This window comes from Geomonas paludis (assembly GCF_014193585.1).
In the GTDB taxonomy this organism is placed as follows: Bacteria; Desulfobacterota; Desulfuromonadia; order Geobacterales; family Geobacteraceae; genus Geomonas; species Geomonas paludis.
In genome coordinates this window covers 598,088-615,400 of the sequence record NZ_BLXY01000002.1, presented here as the reverse complement: position 1 = coordinate 615,400, position 17,313 = coordinate 598,088, and the positions used below count along the sequence as shown (strand labels likewise).

Annotated in this window: 12 protein-coding genes; 6 read left to right on the top strand and 6 right to left on the bottom strand. The window is 66.0% G+C overall.

Going from position 1 to position 17,313, the window contains the following annotated elements:
- Positions 1-90: 90 nt before the first annotated feature.
- The gene (locus tag H7687_RS08210) at positions 91-2,097 is read left to right on the top strand and encodes a DUF3426 domain-containing protein (protein ID WP_183346570.1); all 2,007 of its coding nucleotides are present in this window, start codon (positions 91-93) and stop codon (positions 2,095-2,097) included.
- 222 nt (positions 2,098-2,319) lie between these two features.
- Here the strand turns inward: H7687_RS08210 and H7687_RS08205 are convergent, their stop codons facing one another.
- Together H7687_RS08205 and mutS are read right to left on the bottom strand one after the other, a co-directional pair.
- On the bottom strand, positions 2,320-3,591 hold the full coding sequence (locus H7687_RS08205) for an N-acetylmuramoyl-L-alanine amidase (protein WP_183346569.1): 1,272 nt from the start codon (positions 3,589-3,591) through the stop codon (positions 2,320-2,322).
- A 25-nt stretch (positions 3,592-3,616) separates the two neighbouring features.
- Positions 3,617-6,226, bottom strand: coding sequence for a DNA mismatch repair protein MutS (gene mutS / locus H7687_RS08200; RefSeq protein WP_183346568.1), 2,610 nt, complete (start codon positions 6,224-6,226; stop codon positions 3,617-3,619).
- 311 nt (positions 6,227-6,537) lie between these two features.
- Between mutS and H7687_RS08195 the strand changes: the two genes are divergently transcribed.
- From H7687_RS08195 to H7687_RS08185, 3 genes are read left to right on the top strand one after another with little or no spacing between them, the layout of a single operon-like run.
- On the top strand, positions 6,538-7,824 hold the full coding sequence (locus H7687_RS08195) for a nucleotide sugar dehydrogenase (RefSeq protein ID WP_183346567.1): 1,287 nt from the start codon (positions 6,538-6,540) through the stop codon (positions 7,822-7,824).
- A 15-nt stretch (positions 7,825-7,839) separates the two neighbouring features.
- Positions 7,840-9,177, top strand: coding sequence for a putative sensor domain DACNV-containing protein (locus tag H7687_RS08190; RefSeq protein ID WP_183346566.1), 1,338 nt, complete (start codon positions 7,840-7,842; stop codon positions 9,175-9,177).
- A gap of 21 nt (positions 9,178-9,198) precedes the next feature.
- Positions 9,199-10,368: a glycosyltransferase family 4 protein gene (locus H7687_RS08185; protein ID WP_183346565.1), complete on the top strand. Its 1,170-nt coding sequence runs from the start codon at positions 9,199-9,201 to the stop codon at positions 10,366-10,368.
- 78 nt (positions 10,369-10,446) lie between these two features.
- Here the strand turns inward: H7687_RS08185 and dinB are convergent, their stop codons facing one another.
- The 3 genes from dinB to lexA are packed head-to-tail and all read right to left on the bottom strand — an operon-like array spanning position 10,447 to position 12,535.
- On the bottom strand, positions 10,447-11,676 hold the full coding sequence (dinB, locus tag H7687_RS08180) for a DNA polymerase IV (RefSeq protein WP_183346564.1): 1,230 nt from the start codon (positions 11,674-11,676) through the stop codon (positions 10,447-10,449).
- 3 nt (positions 11,677-11,679) lie between these two features.
- A complete protein-coding gene (locus H7687_RS08175; RefSeq protein ID WP_183346563.1) occupies positions 11,680-11,925 on the bottom strand; it encodes a hypothetical protein in 246 nt (81 codons plus the stop codon).
- 4 nt (positions 11,926-11,929) lie between these two features.
- Positions 11,930-12,535 (bottom strand): transcriptional repressor LexA, encoded by a 606-nt coding sequence (gene lexA, locus H7687_RS08170; protein ID WP_183346562.1) that lies wholly within the window; start codon positions 12,533-12,535, stop codon positions 11,930-11,932.
- Positions 12,536-12,833: 298 nt separating this feature from the next.
- Between lexA and H7687_RS08165 the strand changes: the two genes are divergently transcribed.
- Positions 12,834-14,072 (top strand): porin, encoded by a 1,239-nt coding sequence (locus tag H7687_RS08165; protein ID WP_183346561.1) that lies wholly within the window; start codon positions 12,834-12,836, stop codon positions 14,070-14,072.
- Between the two features lie 52 nt (positions 14,073-14,124).
- Here the strand turns inward: H7687_RS08165 and H7687_RS08160 are convergent, their stop codons facing one another.
- Entirely contained in the window at positions 14,125-14,988 is an 864-nt protein-coding gene (locus H7687_RS08160; protein ID WP_246404710.1) for a ChaN family lipoprotein, read from the bottom strand.
- Between the two features lie 137 nt (positions 14,989-15,125).
- Here H7687_RS08160 and H7687_RS08155 point away from each other — a divergent pair, with 137 nt between their 5' ends.
- Positions 15,126-17,174 carry a M1 family metallopeptidase gene (locus H7687_RS08155; RefSeq protein WP_246404708.1) on the top strand — a complete coding sequence of 683 codons (2,049 nt, stop codon included), beginning with the start codon at positions 15,126-15,128 and terminating at the stop codon, positions 17,172-17,174.
- Positions 17,175-17,313: the final 139 nt, after the last annotated feature.

Here is a 17,313-nt window from a genome sequence, read left to right as displayed (position 1 = left end):
GCGACCAGAATCATTGACACTATAATTTGCTTCTGTTATAGGAAACCGTTGAGAAAATTAATGGAAGATCCAAACATTCCGGAGGGGTCGATGATTCTTCAATGCGACCAGTGCAATACGAAGTTCAGGCTGGACGATTCCAAGCTGAAGCCGGGCGGTGTCAAGGTCCGTTGCTCCAAGTGCCGGCACGTCTTCGTGGCCGGTGCCGAGCAGAAGGCGGAAGAGTCGGACTTCGACGCCCTTTTGTCCGGACTGGGGGCGCAGGCCCCGGCACAGGCCGAACAGGAACCGGCAGACGCTCAGGCCGGCAAGGAAACCGCCGCCCCCGGGTTCGGGGCAGCAGCTCCCCAGCCGGACCAGGAGGACCTTGCCAGTTTCGGCTTTGAACCCGAGCCCGCACCCGCACCGGCCGCACCCGCAGCCGCCGCAGGCGATATCGATTTCGGCGACATCAACCTGGAAACCGGCATGCCGGCGGGGAAAGAGGCTCCGGCCGCCGCCGAGAGCGATTTCGGCGAGTTCGAGTTCAACGAGGAGCCGGTTGCTGCCGCACCTACGGCCCCGGCCGCGCCAGCGGCAGACCTTGATTTCGGCGAGCTCTCCTTCGACGAGGCGCCGGCGGCAAAAGAGGAACCCGCACCGGCTGCCGCAGATTCTTCCCTGGACTTCGGCGAGTTTTCCTTCGATGAGCCTGGGACGGCAGCCACGCAGGAGGAGGCCGCGCCGCCGGCAGCGGATGGGCTTGATTTTGGCGAGTTCTCATTCGAGGAAACTGCGCCCGCGCCCAAGGAAGAGGCCGCTGCCCCCGCCGAACCCGCGGCCGACGCCTTCGACTTCGGCGAGTTCTCCTTCGAGGAGACCTCTGCCCCGGCTGAGGCGGCTCCCCCGGAAGCGCCTGCCGCCGAGCCGGATTTCGGCGAATTTTCCTTTGACGAGACACCGGCACCTGCCAAGGAGGAAGCCGCACCTGCCGCTGAATCCACGGATTTCGGTGACTTCTCCTTCGAGGAACCGGCTGCTGCTCCCCAGGAACAGCCTGCCCCTGGCGCTGGCGCAGATTCTTTGGACTTCGGTGATTTCTCCTTCGAGGAGCCGGCGCCTCCCGCCCAGGAAGAGCCTGCCGGGCCGGAAGCCGGGAGCTTCTCTTTCGACGACACGCTAGCCGAAGCCCCCAGCGAGGACACCGGGGACAGCTCGGCTTTCAACAAGGCAACTGCTGAAAAGGTGGCTGCCCCGGCCCAGGACGAGGAGTTCAGCTTCGGCGACTTTTCCTTTTCCGAAGCGGCCAAGGCCGAGCCGGAGACGGACCAGGCTGCTCCTGCAGCTGCTCCTGCGGCGGTTGCCGCTGCGGGACTGGCAGCCGCTGTCGCTGAGGATAAGGAAGCGGCGGCCGTGCCCGGTGCAACCGCCGAGACTAAGCCCGCCGCCAAGTCCTCCCTCGACTTCAGCTTCGGCGACAAGTCCTTCGCTGCTGCCGTTCCGGAGGAAGGGGGCGAAGAGGAACTGCCGCCGCTGTCGATTTCCTCCCGGCGCAAGGGACGTTCCGTGGTCACCATCGCCATCGTTGCCATCTGCGTGGTCGTGGTGCTGGCCCTGAGCGGGGCCGGGCTGTACCTGCTGCAAAGCGGCCCCGAGGCCATGAAGAAGCTGGACCAGTACGGCATCGGCTTCGTAGCCAAGTGGTTCGGCATGGAGGTCCCGGAGGAGGGGCGCATCACCATCAAGAACGCCCTGGCTTCCTTCCACCAGAACAAGGAGGCCGGTGAGCTGTTCGTTGTCAACGGCGAGGCGGTCAATTCCTACCGCAAGGCGCGCGCCTCCATCCAGGTGAAGGTGAGCATCTTCGACAAGGCCGGCAAAGTGCTGGTGCAAAAGACCGCCTACTGCGGCAACCGTCTGTCGGCGGAGCAACTGAGCACGCTCCCCATGACCAAGATCGAGTCCATCATGAACAACCAGTTCGGCGACTCACTTTCCAACCTCGGTGTCAAGCCGGACCAGTCCATCGGTTTCGTGGTGGCTATCGCCAACGTGCCCAAGGAGGCTGCCGATTTCGGCGTCGAGGTGGTCGGTTCCACGGTGGCTTCAGGGCAGTAATCGGAACAAGCAGGCAGAGGACAATAAGAAAAAGGCCGGCATCATGCCGGCCTTTTTTTTTATTTTATACGCCTTCCTTCGCGCTATTCCCTCTCCCCATGCGGGAGGGGGGTAGGGGGTGGGGGAGGGTGCCACCTATTCCATATGTTGCGGCTTCACCCACCCCCCTGCCCCCTCCCGTCAAGGGAGGGGGAGAGCAGGAAACGGTACACCGCCGGTTGCTCACGCCTTGTTGAGGCTGGTGATGTACCCCTTGATCCCGGCGAGGATCCCGTCGGCGGTGAGTGCCTGGTAGTGCGGGTCCTTGAGCTTCTGCTCGTCCTTTTCGTTGCTCAAGAACGCGGTCTCCACCAGGATGCTGGGCATGGTGGCGCCCACGAGGACGTAGAAGGGGCCCTGCTTCACCCCGAGGTTCTTCACAGTGGGGTAGCCGGTCTGGGCCTTCTTGTAGAGCGACTTCTGCACCTCGTCGGCCAGGTGGGCGGAGTCGTTCAGCTTGTAGTTGGCCATCAGGTCGAAGAGGATCGCCTGCAGCGTGCTGACCTTCTCCAGGGAGGTCCCGTTCTCCTTGGCGGCCAGCTGGGCCACCTTCTCCGTCTTGGCGAGGTTCAGGTAGTAGGTCTCGATCCCGTTGGCGTTGCGGTTGAGCGAGGCGTTGGCGTGGATGGAGACGAAGAGGTCCGCCCCCACCTTGTTGGCGATGGCGGTGCGCTCCTGCAGTTCGATGAAGACGTCGGTGGAACGGGTCATGACGACATCGAGGCCGAGCTCCTCCCGTATCTTCTGGGCCAGGTCCAGGCCGATCTGCAGCACGATGTCCTTCTCACGCGTCCCCGACGGGCTTACCGCGCCCGGATCATGGCCACCGTGCCCCGGGTCGATCACGATCCGGCGGATCCGCCCCGGCTTGAACTTCGCCTGCTTACCTTTCTCTTTCTCCACCGGCTTGGCCTTCTCCGGCGGGTTGACCTTCTCCACGCTCTTGGGCTCGGCAGGGGCGCTCTCGATGACCTCCTTGGACGCGGAGATCTCCTGCCTGCGGTCCCCCTTCACGTCCACGATGACCCGGTAGGGATCGGCAAAGGTAAAGACCTTGTATTCCTTGATGCTGTCCAGGTCGAGCACCACGCGTACCGTCGAGGCTGCGAACTGCGCGATGCGCACGCTTTTCAGCAGTCCGTCGCCGATGTTGAGGTCCTTCACGCCGGGGTTGAGGCGGGTCCCCTGCAGGTCGAGGTAGAGCCGGTTGGGGAGCTTGTGGTGCTCGAAACGCACCTCCTGGTCCAGGGTGATCGATACCCTGGTGTAGTCCGGGGTGGACCAGTGCTTCAGCTCGGTTACCGGCACCAGGGGCGCGCCGGGTGCGGCCTGCGCGGAACCGGCCCACAGCGGCGCGAGCAGCATGGAGCCCTGTGCCGCGACGGCCCGGCAGGCGAGCCAGCGGCAGTAGGGGGCGGCCAGCCCGAGGTATTTCACGAATTCCCTACGCTTCATGCGCCTTGCCTCTCGTGGGTGCCATCTAGATCATCCTCTTCAGTTCGTCCACCAGGTTCAACGCCTCGAGCGGCGTCAACAGCGCCACTTCGACGCCTTTCAGCCTCTCCCGGATCAGGTCGTCCCCGCCGCCGAAAAGCGAGAGCTGGGGGGAGGGGGGCGGGTTCTTCTTGCCCCGCGCCAGTCGCGGCACGCCCCCCTCGCCGTACTCTCCCTTTTCCAGGTTGGCGAGGATCTCCTTGGCCCGGTCGATCACCGCCTGGGGGAGCCCGGCCAGGCGCGCCACCTGGATGCCGTAGGAGTGCGAGGCGCCGCCCGGGACGATCTTCCTCAGGAAGATGATGCGCTCGTTCCACTCGCGCACCGCGATGTTGAAGTTCTTGATGCCGGGGCGGGTCACGGCGAGCTCGGTGAGCTCGTGGTAGTGCGTGGCGAAGAGCGTCTTGGCCGCGTGGGCCTTGTTGTCGTGCAAAAACTCCGCGACGGCCCAGGCGATGGAGACCCCGTCGAAGGTGGAGGTGCCGCGGCCGATCTCGTCCAGGATCACCAGGCTCTTCGCGGTCGCCCCCCTCAGGATGGCGGCGCTCTCCATCATCTCCACCATGAAGGTGGAGTGGCCGCGGGCCAGGTTGTCCGAGGCACCGACGCGGGTGAAGATGCGGTCCACCAGCGGGATGCGCGCCTTCTCGGCGGGGACGAAGCTCCCCATCTGCGCCATCAGGGTGATCAGGGCCACCTGGCGCATGAAGGTCGACTTACCAGCCATGTTGGGGCCGGTGATGATGATGAGTTGGTTCTCGCCGTTGTCGAGCAGGGTGTCGTTGGGGACGAAGCGCTCGGAGGAGTACATGTCCTCGATGACCGGGTGCCTCCCCTCGGTGATGGAGAGCTCGCTCCCCTCGTGCACCTCGGGGCGGCAGTACCCCTTGTCGTGGGCGAGCTCGGCGAGGGAGGCCAGGACGTCCAGGCAGGCCAGGCGGTCGGCGCTCCTGGCGATGCGCTCCCCCTGCGCCGCGGCGGCCTCGCGGACCTCCTGGAACAGGTTGAACTCGAGGTCCTTGATGCGGTCCTCGGCCCCGAGCACTTTCTCCTCGTATTCCTTGAGCTCCGGGGTGATGTAGCGCTCGGCGTTGGCGAGGGTCTGCCGCCTGATGTAGTCCTCGGGGATGGCGGATACGTTGGCCTTGGTCACCTCGATGTAGTAGCCGAACACCTTGTTGTAGCGGATCTTGAGCGAGGAGATCCCGGTGCGCCCCTTCTCTTGGGCCTCCAGCCGGGCGATGAACCCCTTACCCTCGCGGCTGATGGCGCGCAGGTCGTCCAGCTCGGCGTGGTAGCCGTCGGCGATGATGCCGCCGTCGCGCAGCACGAAGGGAGGATCCTCGACGATGGCGCGGGTGATCAGGTCGCAGATCTCCGCGAGGGGATCGATGCCGTCGTTCAGCTCCTGCAACAGGGGCGCCGCGCAGGCCGCCACCTGGTCCTTGATGGCCGGCAGCCGGGACAGCGACGCCTTGAGCGCGGCCAGGTCCTTGGCGGAGGCGGAGGCGAGACTGATGCGCCCGTTCAGCCGCTCCAGGTCGTAGACCCCGGAGAGGAGCGTCTTCAGTTCGGCGCGCACCCCGGGGAATTCGATCAGTTCCTGCAGCGCGTCCTGGCGGCCGCGGATCTTCTCCTGGTCCATGAGCGGGTAGTTGATCCACTGCTTGAGCTTTCTCCCCCCCATGGCGGTGACGGTCCGGTCCATGAGGCCCAGCAGCGCCCCCTTGCGCTTGCCGTCGGAGATGGTCTGGGTCAGCTCCAGGTTGCGCCGGGTCGACTCGTCCAGGAGCAGGTGCTGGTTCTGGTTGTACGGGGTGATCCCGGTGACGTGGGGGGCGTTCCCCTTCTGCGTGTCCACCAGGTAGTGCAGCACGGCCCCCGCGGCGAGGAGCGCGACCGGGAGGGCATGGCACCCCAGGGTCTCGGCGGTGGCCCCCTTGAACTGGTTGCCGATCAGGCGGTTGCAGTAGTCGCTGTCGTAGACCCACTCCTCGAAGTAGGTGACGCTGCGGTCGGTGGCGGCGGGCGCCATCTCCTTGGCCCGTTGCGGCTCGCGGAAGGAGGAGGGGAGGATGATCTCGCGCGGCGCGATGCAGGCCACCTCGGCCAGCGCGGCCTGCAGCCCGGAGAGTTCGGTGACCCGGAACTCGCCGGTAGAGAGGTCCAGGCAGGAGAGGCCGTAGCAGTCGCCGTCACAGCAAAGGGCCAAGAGGTAGTTGTTTTCCTTGGGGGAAAGGGAGGCGTCCTCGACCACGAGCCCCGGCGTGATCACCTTGACCACCTCGCGCTTCACGATCCCCTTGGCGAGTTTGGGGTCCTCCGCCTGCTCGCAGATGGCGACCTTCTCGCCTGCCTCGACCAGCTTGGCGATGTAGGGGGCGCAGGAGTGGTAGGGGACTCCGCACAGGGGGACCTCTGAACCGTCGGCGTTTTTGTTGCGCGAGGTGAGGGTGATACCGAGTATGCGGGAGGCCTTCACCGCATCGTCCAGGAACATCTCGTAGAAGTCGCCGCATCGGAAAAAGAGGATGGCGTCGGGGTGTTCTGCCTTAATCTCGAGGAACTGCCGCATCATGGGCGTCATTTCAGACATTTGGAAACCTTTTCGGGGGAAGAGAAACGCCGGCATCTTAGCAAAATAGCGGGTCCATGTAAAGCTTCCGCGCCCGGGAACCGGCCTGCGGCGAGGAGGGGGGGCGGCTTTTTGCGCGCGGCAACCTAAAAACGCTTTTTTTGCTCTCGCTCTCTGGAGCTTTGCGACAAATACCTTAAAATTGTCCAATGTTTTTTCGGGGCGGCGCCCGCCCTGCGGCCTCCGGTTCCGGCTGCAGAACAAGGGCGCGCGGCGACGCAGGCAAGAGCGGACCGGCACCACCAGGGGGTGCCGGCAAAGGGAGGTGCAGCATGGGGCACGGGCGTAAGATCTCGGTGGTGGGGCTTGGCTACGTCGGGCTGCCGGTGGCGGTCGCCTTCGGCAAGGTGCGCAGCACCATCGGCTTTGACATCAGTACGAGAAGGATCGACGAGTTGCGCGCGGGGTGCGACCGGACCGGCGAGGTGGCCTCCGAGGAGCTGGTGAGCGCGGACATCTGTTACACCAACAGGATCGAGGACCTGCGCGAGGCGGACTTCCACGTGGTGGCGGTCCCGACGCCGGTCGACCCGGCCAACCAGCCGGACTTGACCCTCTTGTGCAGCGCGTCGGAGACCGTGGGCAAGGCGCTCAAGAAGGGGGACATCGTGGTCTACGAGTCCACCGTGTACCCGGGGGTCACCGAGGAGATCTGCCTTCCGATCCTGGAGCGGGTCTCCGGGATGAAGAGCCCGGACGACTTCACGGTGGGGTACAGCCCGGAGCGGATCAACCCCGGCGACAAGGAACACACCTTCACCAGCATCCTCAAGGTGGTGTCGGGCCAGGATCCCCGCACCCTCGACGTGATCGCGTCGGTCTACTCCGAGGTGGTGGTCCCGGGGGTGCACCGGGCCCCCTCGATCAAGGTGGCGGAGGCGGCCAAGGTGATCGAGAACACCCAGCGCGACCTGAACATCGCCCTCATGAACGAACTGGCCCTCATCTTCGACCGGCTCGGCATCGACACCAGCGAGGTCCTGGCGGCGGCGGGGAGCAAGTGGAACTTCCTGAACTTCAAGCCGGGGCTGGTGGGCGGGCACTGCATCGGGGTCGACCCGTACTACCTCACTTACCAGGCGGAGAAGATCGGCTACATCCCGCAGGTGATCCTGGCCGGGCGGCGCATCAACGACGGCATGGGGAAATTCGTGGCCCAGCGCGCGGTCAAGGAGATCATCAGGGCGGGGCACCACGTGCTCGGCTCCTACGTGACGGTACTGGGGCTCACCTTCAAGGAGAACTGCCCGGACCTCAGGAACTCCAAGGTGGTGGACATCCTGAACGAGCTGGGGGACTACGGCCTCAAGGTCCAGGTCTGCGATCCGATGGCGGATCCCCACGAGGCGAGGAGCGCCTACGGGGTGACGCTCAAGGACCCGGACCGGCTGCAACCCGCAGTCGCGGTGATCGCCGCCGTGGCCCACGACAGCTACCGGCAGTGGAGCCCGGCCAAGTTCGCGAGCCTCATGGTGGAAAACCCGGTGCTGATCGACGTCAAGGGGATCTACGACCCCCGCCAGATGGCGGCGGCCGGGATCAGACTCTGGTGCCTGTAGGATGTGGGGGAGGGGATGAGAGAGGGACACAGCTACCCAAGGGAACTGGTCGCCTTCATCTACGCCAGGTGGCGGGACGAAGCCTTCCTGGACCGGGTCTGCCCGGAACGGGAGCAGGGGAACCCGCAGCTTCCCGAGCGCGGGGTGCTGGAGCAGGTCATCTCCACCTGCTACCAGGCAAGCCTGTTGCGCGAGGAGGAGCGCCCGGTCATGTTCCGGCTGATCATCCGGGACTCCTATCTCTTCGCCGCCCAGGAGGGACCCCCGACCGGGATGCACCGGCTCATCTTTTCCAGGACGCGCCCGTTCAACGAGTACGAACTGCACCGCCTGGCCCCCGCCGCCGACTTCTACCGGACCCTGATCGGCATCTTCATCGATCCCGCCCTCGGGGCCCAGATCTGGGGGCTGCTCCACTCCGGGACCCGGTGGATGCATGCCGTCTACGGCGGCCGCAAGACCTCGCCCCCCATGCCGCCCAGCCTCGTGGTCTACGTCACCGGTCCCGGGCAGATCTCGGTCTGCATCGGGGACGAGATCATCGCGTCGCTGAACGGGGGGCAGATCAACTGTCCGACCCTGGACGTCTTCAACTCGGACTGGATGAGAAAGAGCCTCTCCCCCTTGAACGACGAGACCTTCGCCCTGCACCGCAAGGCCCGGCAGCGTGCGGAGCGCCCCTGGGCCGACCTCGACCCGGAGTTCGGCAGCAAGATCGGACAGCAGGCGATCCGCCGCATCATCAGCGTGATCAGGAACTCCAACCACGGCGGGCTGCTGGTCTACCTGCCGGCGGATATGGCCGACGAGATCATGGAGCAGAACCCGTACCTGACCCTGAAGTACCAGTTCCTGGAGTTCGATTCGCGGCAGCGCTTCCTGTCGCTCACCCTGCGCATCATGAACACCCTGGCCGAGATCAACGAGAGCGCGGCCGCCGAGGGGAGGATGGTGGGGTGGCACGAGTACGTGAACAGCAAGAACGAGAACATCGCGCTGCTGGACGAGGCCATCTTCGACGTCGCCCACTTCATCGCGGCCCTTTCCGCCGTGGACGGCGCGGTGGTGATCACCAAGCGGCAGGAGCTGCTCGGCTTCGGCGGGGTCATCTCCGGGGACCTGGACAGCGTGGGGATGGTGGCGCACGCCCTGGACACCGAGGGGGGGCAGTGCGAGTCGGTCCTGAGCGAGGGGGTGGGGACCCGGCACCGGGCGGCCTACCGCCTGTGCCAGCGGCTGCACCAGGCCATAGCCATCGTCATTTCCCAGGACGAGAGTGTCCAGATCGTGCGTTGGCATAACGGTTCGGTCACCTACTGGGACCAGGTCCCGACCGGTGTGCCGGGGTTCTAGGGGAAAACGGGAGAGCAAGTCATGGGAAACGACATCAACGTGGTCTTCATGGGGAAATTCGGGTACCCCTCCGGCATGGCGTCCACCAAGCGCATCCAGCACTTCCTGGACTACCTGAACGGCTTGTCGACGACGACCAGGGTGCTGCAGCTGCGCTCGACGGGTGAGAACGTGGGCAAGGAAGAAGCCGGGAACTACCTGGGCACCGAGTACCGGCGCGTCGGAGTCGACCTGAAGCTGGACCGGTTCCTGGTCCCGGCGCTGTGGCGCTACCTGAAGCAGGGAATCGGGGCGTTGAAAGGGTGGCACATCCGGGGGGGGAGAAACGTCCTCTACAGTTACGGCGGCGTGACCCTGGAAAGCGTCCTCTTCATTCTGGCCGCCAAGCGGCTGGGGTACCTGGTCATCTTCGACATCGTCGAGGACAACACCTTCATCGACGACAAGCTGAGCCTCCCCGGCAAGATCAGGTGGGCCGCCGGGGAGATCCTGGACCGGTTCTTCCTGGGGCTTGCCGACGGCGTGGTGGTGATCTCCAACTACCTGAAGGAGCTCTACGCCAGGAAGGTGGCCACCTCGGTGCCCCTGGTGCTCATCCCCATTTCGGCGCGCTGTGCCGGCGAGGACCGCCCGGGGCGGGAGCCGGGGCCGATGAAGATCGTCTACGCGGGGTCCTTCGCCAAGAAGGACGGCATCGACCAGTTGCTGGACGCCTTCGAGAAGGTGCAGGAAAAAAAGGGCAACTGCACCCTCATGCTCTGCGGCACCGGGGCGAGCGTCAAGCTGTACCAGCCGCGCATCGCCGCCAACCCCGCCATCCAGTACATCGGCTACCTGGAGGACCGCGCCTTCTACCGGTTCCTTTTGGGGGCGGACGTCCTCTGCGTGACCCGGACCGGCTCGACCTACGCCAACGCCGGCTTCCCCTTCAAGCTCGGTGAGTACCTTGCCACCGGCAACCCCGTCATCGTCTCGGACGTCGGGGACGTGCGCCGCTACCTCAGTCACATGGAGGATGCCATCATCGTGGAGCCCGGGAGCGTCTCCGCCATTGCCGGCGCCCTCGAGTACTGCCTCGACCACCCGGAGACGGCGGCCAAGATCGGCCGGAGCGGGGCGGACAAGTGCAAGCGCTACTTCGACCCGGACGCCAACGGCAACCTGCTGATGCAGCTGATCCGGAGACTGTAAACCCGCGCCGCAACCAAACGGCGCGCATCGCTTTCGCTACCTTCCTTCTTCACCCGCTCACCGCGCAAGTCTGACGCCTCAGTCCGCGTCCACGTTGCGCACCCCCTCCGGCTTCCACGCCGGTGATATCACTTTGGCGCCGCACTCCTTGCCGAGCAGGGTGCCGAAGGTGACCGAGAAATCCCCGAACCTGTTGTTGACGTGATCCATGGCGCTCGCCACGAGCGCCTTTTTACGTTCGCTCTCGAACAGGGGCAACTGTTCCGCCTGGTGGGTGAGGTTGGTGATGCGCACCCCCAACAGCCGCACCGGCTGGGCCAGTTCCAGCTGGTCCAGCAGCTGCACCGCATCGCGGTAGATCTCGTCGCTGTTGTTGGTGGGGGCGGAGCGGCTCATCTGGCGCGAGAAGGTGGTGAAGTCGGGGTAGCGGACGGTCAGGGTCACCGTCTTCCCCGTCACGCGGTACTTCCGGGCGCGCCTGCCCACCATCTCCGAGAGCTGCAAGAGCACCGCCAGTATCTGCGGGCGCTGGCAAAGGTCCGTGTCCAGCGTGGTGCTGTGACCGACGCTCTTCACCTCCTCGGCCTCCTCCTCAGGGACCACCGGGGCGTCGTCCACCCCGAGCCCCATGTAGTGCAGCCGCTCCCCGGTGACGCCGAACTTCTTCCTGAGGATGTCGACCGGGAACCGGGCCAGCTCGCCGCAGGTCCTGATGCCGAACGCCGCCAGCTGCTGCTGTGTCTTGGCCCCGATGCCGCACAGCTCCTGGATCGGCAGCCGTTCCATGACCCGGGCCACCTGGTCCGGCGCGATGACGGTGAGGCCGTCGGGCTTTTGCATGTCGGAGGCGAGCTTGGCGAGGAGCTTGTTGGGCGCGATGCCGACCGAGCAGGTGAGGCCGAAACGCTCCCTGATGCGCTCCTTGATCATGCGGGCGATCTCCTCGGGCGGCCCGAACAGGTTCAGGCTCCCGGTCACGTCCAGGAAGGCCTCGTCGATGGAGAACACCTCCACGAGCGGGGTGTACTCGCGCATGATGCCGATGATCTGCTTCGAGGTGTAGCTGTACTTCTTGTTGTTGCCGACCACGAAGATCAGCTCCGGGCACTTCTGGCGCGCCTCCCAGGTGTTCATCCCGGTCCTGACCCCGAAGGCGCGCGCCTCGTAGGAGCAGGTGGTGATGATGGTGCGCTTGGCCGCGCCGATCACCGCCACCGGTTTCCCCTGCAGGGCGGGGTTCGACTGCTGCTCGACCGAGGCGAAAAAGGCGTTCATGTCGATGTGCAGGATGATCCTGTTCTCTGCCAAGTGCTACTGCTCCTCGACCCCCACGAGGGTCCAGTTCTGGTCGGAGGTGTCGTACATCAGCTCATAGAGGTTGCTGTCGTCGCAGACCGCGAAGTGCAGCCGGGTGGCTCCCCCCAGCGAGTCCCGCCAGCTGTAGGCCAGGCGGGTGACGCAGCACTTTTGCCGGCGCCACTCGAACCAGACCGGCCGGACCCCGGCGCCGGGGGCGAAGATGGCCGCCACCCTGACACTGTCGCACAGGCGCTGCATGAAATTACTCCATCTGCCGGTAGATGCCAACAACTTTCCCCACGATGGAGACCTCGCCGTCCCCCTCGTGCACGAAGATGGGATCGTAGTTGGGGTTTTCCGGCTGCAGGCGGATCCGGTTCGCCTCGCGGTAAAAACGCTTCAAGGTCGCCTCGCCCGCCACCATGGCCACCACGATGTCCTTGTTGTGGGCGTCGGGTTGCGGGCGTACCAGGGCAAGGTCCCCCTCCTTGATGTGGGCGTGGATCATGGAGTCCCCCTTCACGCGCAGGAAGAAGGTCCCCCCCTTGTCCAGTTGCGAGCGGTCGATGGTGAAGTGCCCCTCGATGTCCTCGATGGCCGGGTGCAGCACCCCGGCGCGCACCGTCCCCACGATGGGGAGGCTCGCCCCCTGCCCCTGCCGGTTCAGCGTGATGCCCCGGGTGCTCCCCTCCTGGCGGCGCAGGTACCCCTTCTTCTCCAGCGCCTCCAGGTGCTTCAGCACCCCCAGCGTGCCGGTGACCCCGAGCTTGGCGCCGATCTCGCGCAGGGTGGGGGGGTAGCCGTAGTCCTCTATATGCCGGGAAATGATATCCAGCACCTGCTGTTGTCGTGACGTCAGCTGCTCCATCTAAAACCACCTCCTGGTTATCTGATGGCAACCTTACCAGATGGTAACCATGCGCTGTCAACTGCAAAAAGGTGTGTTGTCTCGCTCCTTGAGAATTAGTAATTTCCAATTATAGTGAAGCGTCGTTCCTGGCATCGGCAGCGCCAGTCCAACTGAAAAGGAGGCAGCCATGGCAAGCGAGATAGGGCATACAAAAATCGCAACTTGGGGGGGGGCACCGAGGCGGGCGCCAGCGGGCGGCGGGGACGGTCGGAGCGCCCCGCGCGGGGGCGCCAGGGAGGGGCGGGGCCGAGGGGCGGTGCTCGCCTTGTGCGTACTGGCGGCATGGCTCACCCTGCAGCCGTGCCCGTCCTGTCTGGCCGCGGAGGAGCCGGTATACCATACCCCACTGGCCGGCGAGGCGAAGCAGGTCACCTTCATGGGACAGCAGGTGGACATACCGGCCGTGGACCGCACCAACATGACCTCCATCACGGTGGGGGCGTCGCTGCTGGCGCCGGCCCAGGGGCAGAGTCCCATCATCCCCGTGGCGGCCTTCTACCACCGGCGCATCACCGATAACAGCTACGGCCGGGCCATGGTCTCGGTTTTCGTCAACGAGCTCGATTACCTGCGCGACCTCGGGGGATGGGATCTGGTGGCCCAGTTCGACAACGACACGCTCCCGGTGGCGGGACGGGAGCTGCGTAACGGCGAGGAGATCCGCGGTACGGCGCTCTACCACGGGGTGGTGCTCGGCTCGCTCGGGGCCGGCTGGCGCACGCCGGTCTACCCCTTCCAGGTCGACAACGACCTGCGGGTGCAGCTGGTCGGGCGCGGGGGGTACTTCTACGCCCATCCGGAGAAGGACACGGCACCGGGGCTCTGGGTTCCGCCCAACACCCCCCTGTACGGGGCGCGGCTGCGCTGCCGTTACGACGGGCTGCGACGCAACCTGCTGGAGTTACCGCACCAGGGGGTGGCAGCCGGCTTCGACGTCGACTACCTGCACCGGGACCGGTGGCAGGGGGAGGGCGGTCCGGGCGACCGGGGCAACCGCGACTACACCCAGGTCGAGGGGCACCTGGTGGCGGCGGGCGGGGTGCCCGGGCTTTCCGAGCGCAACCGGCTCCTGTTCAGCCTCTACGGCGGCATGACCGCCCAGGGGAGGGGGGACCGCTTCAACGCCTTCCGCCTGGACGGCGCCCCCTTTCCGAGCGAGCAGTACGACCTCGCATGGCCGCACTACTCCGGCGTCATCTACGACCGGGTGCTGGCGCGCGGCTACGCCACGGCCAGCGCGGGCTACCGCCGCGAGCTCGCCTTCTTCCTCTACCTGAGCACGCTCGGTTCCTACATCTGGGCGGACCGCTCCAGTGCCGTCGGCAACAACCGGGTCGACTTCGACGAGATGCACGGCGCCGCCGCCACGGTCGCCCTGGACAGCGCCTTCGTCTGGGATTCGTCGCTGTACCTGGCCTGGAGCTGGGAGTCGGGGGTGATGCGCAACGGCCGTTCGGGCAACGGCGTCACGTTGATCTGGAACAAGCTTTTCTAAGGGAACACTTGCAATCGGAGGGGAATGGCCTTAATGTGGCAGCGCTTCACCCTCAGGGTGAGGGGAAGCTGACCAGGTAGTCGATGGCCTCGGGCGAGGCCTTGCCGGCGCTGAACTCCTTTATCTCGGGCATGAGCACCAGGCTGGCAAGCTTGGCGCCGTTGCGCGCGAGCTGCTCGGGGACCGCGTTCTTCACCCCGTGCCAGACACCGGTGAGGGCGACGATCTTGGTCTTGGGGGACTTCTTCAGGTACTGGCTGATGTTCATGGCCATGCCGGAGTTGCGCAGGGTCTGCGCCTCGCAGAAGTACTGGAAGACGCGCCCTTTGGCGACGTGCTTGAACACCTCGCCGAAGGAGTGCTTCAGGAACTCGGTATGCGGGTTGTTGAGGTCGCACATGGTCCCCTCGGGGAGGTTCCTGCGTTCCTCGGGGGTGAGGGCGGCGTACCCCTGGCGCGACACCTTGATCACCAGCTCCTTGGGCACGTTCAGGGCGATCATGGGGATCCTGTTGTCGCGGGCGAACATGAAGATGTCGCGGTACAGGCGCCAGTCGTAGGACCAGTTCCTGGCGAACACCTGCCGGAAGTCGGCCTCGGACATGGTTCCCGCTATGAAGGCGTCCAGCTCCTTCTGGCTGTCCGACTGCATCACCTCCACCCCGATGGCCAGGGGGAGCTTGCGGGCCTTGAGCTGGCGGATCACCTCCAGCTGCAGGTCGTGGTGGGGGGCCGCGTCGTGCACCTCGCCGATCATGACCAGGTCGGCGGTCTCGGCCTGGGCGCACAGCTGCTGCAGGGTGACCGCCTGGCGGTCGCTGACGCGGGTGATGGTCTGGCCGGCGCGCGCGCTGAAGGGAAGAGCCAAGGTGCAGAGGAGTACGAAGAACAGGGCGATGGTCTTGGGCATGGTCATCTAAGGTCCTGGGTCCGTTTGGTTTTGGAAGCTGCAGCCTACACCAACGGCGTTGAGATCACAAACGTTAATTGCTTCCTGGCCATAAGGGTGCAGGAGGCGCAAGGCGCGGGGTGCCGCGCCGGCAGGAGGTGCGCGTGCGGGTTATCGCCATGTTGTCATCGCTTCTTTTCATGCTGCTTCTGGTCTGCTCCGCCCTCCCGGCCGCGGCAAGCGGGGCTGCGGCCGTGGTCAGCCAGGAGATCGCGGTCACCCTGGACCCGCCCCGGCACGAGCTGGCGGGAGAAAGTCGCATCGCCTTCGCCCCCGGCAGCCGCAAGGTCCGGCTAAGCCTCGCCAGGCACGCCCGCGTCGAGTGGCTGCGCTGCGCCGGCCGCGACCTTCCCTTCACCTTCCGCTCCGGCGCCATCGACCTGGAACTGCCGCAGGGGGAAAGCAGCGTCACGCTTGCCTATCGCGTCAGCTTCAACGACCAGGTGTCCCGGCATCCCGCCGCAGGCGAGGACCCAAGCTACGGCGTCAACGCCACCATCGGCAGCGAGGGGACCTTCCTCGGGGGGGGCGCCCACTGGTATCCGGTGCCGGAGCAGGTCCCGGCCAGCCGCAAGGTCAACGTCGCCGCGCCGGCCGGAACGGAGGCCCTCACCTTCGGCGCCCGGCTGGCACGGGAGACCTCCGGCGGCGCCACCCGTTCGGTATGGCAGGAGAAAAGGCCGGTGGGGGAACTGTCGTTGTGCGCCGGACCGTACCTGGTCGAGGAGCGCAAGGCGGCCGGCATCACGCTCTACAGCTACTTCTACCGTGACAACGCCGAGCTCGCGCCACGCTACCTCGACGCCGCGGCGAAGTACCTCACCCTGTACCAGGAGCTTTTCGGCCCCTATCCCTTCGAGAAGTTCGCCGTGGTGGAGAATTTCTTCCCCACCGGTTACGGCTTTCCCTCCTTCACCCTGCTCGGGGGCTCGGTGATCAGGCTCCCCTTCATCGTCGATACCAGCCTGCCGCACGAGATCGCGCATTCCTGGTGGGGCAACGGCATCGATGTGGACCTCAGCGAAGGAAACTGGTGCGAGGGGCTGGTCACCTACCTGGCCGACTACCTCCTGAAGGAGCGCCGCTCCCAGGCCGAGGCTGCCGAATACCGCAGGCAGCTCCTCATCGATTACGCCTCCCTGGTCACGCCGGACAACGATTTCCCGCTCACCGCCTTCGTAAGCCGCAACGACCCCGCCTCCCGGGCCATCGGCTACGGCAAGGCTGCCATGGTCTTCCACATGATCCGCTCGCGGATCGGCGACGAGGCCTTCTTCAGCGCACTGCGGGAACTGGCGCGCCAGCGCATGTACCGCTCCGCCTCCTGGAGCGACCTCATGGCCGCCTTCGGGCGGGCCTCGGGAAAGGACCTCGCCCCGATCAGGCCGCTCATCGAGCGCACGGGGGGACCCCGGCTTGCCCTCACCGGAGTGCAGAGCAGGCCGCTGGCCGCGGGGTGGCAGGTGAGCGGAACGCTCAGGCAGTCCCCGCCCTACTTCGCGCAGGACGTCCCCCTGCGCCTGGAGGGCCCGGCGGGGGCGCTCACCCGGCCGGTGCCGGTCGCGGCGCAGGAGAGCACGTCCTTCCAGTTCCCCGCGCCGGGACAGCCGCAGCGCCTGCTGCTCGATCCGGATGCGGAGATCTTCCGTGTCCTCTCTCCCGGCGAGATTCCGGCCACCGTCAACAGCATCAAGGGGTCCGGCAAGCTGGTCGGGGTGACAACCCGGAACTGCCGCGTGGACCGGGACAGCTTCCGCGCCTTTCTTGCCTCGCTCTCGCAGGGCAACGCGGCGGTGGTCGACGAGGCGGACCTGAAACCGGGGCAGGCGGCGCGGCACGACCTCATCTTTTGCGGTCTCCCCCGCGACCCCGCGCTGCTCCCCGCCGGCACCGGTGCGGTGAGCCGGGGCGGCGAGCCCGAGCAGGGGGACACGCTGACCTTCACGGTGCTGCAGCGCAAGGCCCCCGAGCAGGGCGTGGTGGCCCTGTTCGAGCCGGGGTCGCCGGCGGCCGCGGCCCGGTACGGTGCCAAGGTGACCCACTACGGCAAATACGGCTATCTTCTCTTCGCCGGCGGCGCCAACCGCCGCAAGGCCACCGCTCCCCCCGCCGACGGCGCAGCGGTGGTCCGCTTCCCCGAGCAGAGCCCCTAGCGCTCGCCGGCGCCCCTCCCCGGGGCGCCGGTCCCGCCGCAGCCCCGCTTCGTCCCCGCGTCACCTTTCCGCCCTAAAAAAAGTTTGTTTTTTTGAATTAAAAATCATTTAAGTTATGCTTCCCGACGTCGATAAGCAG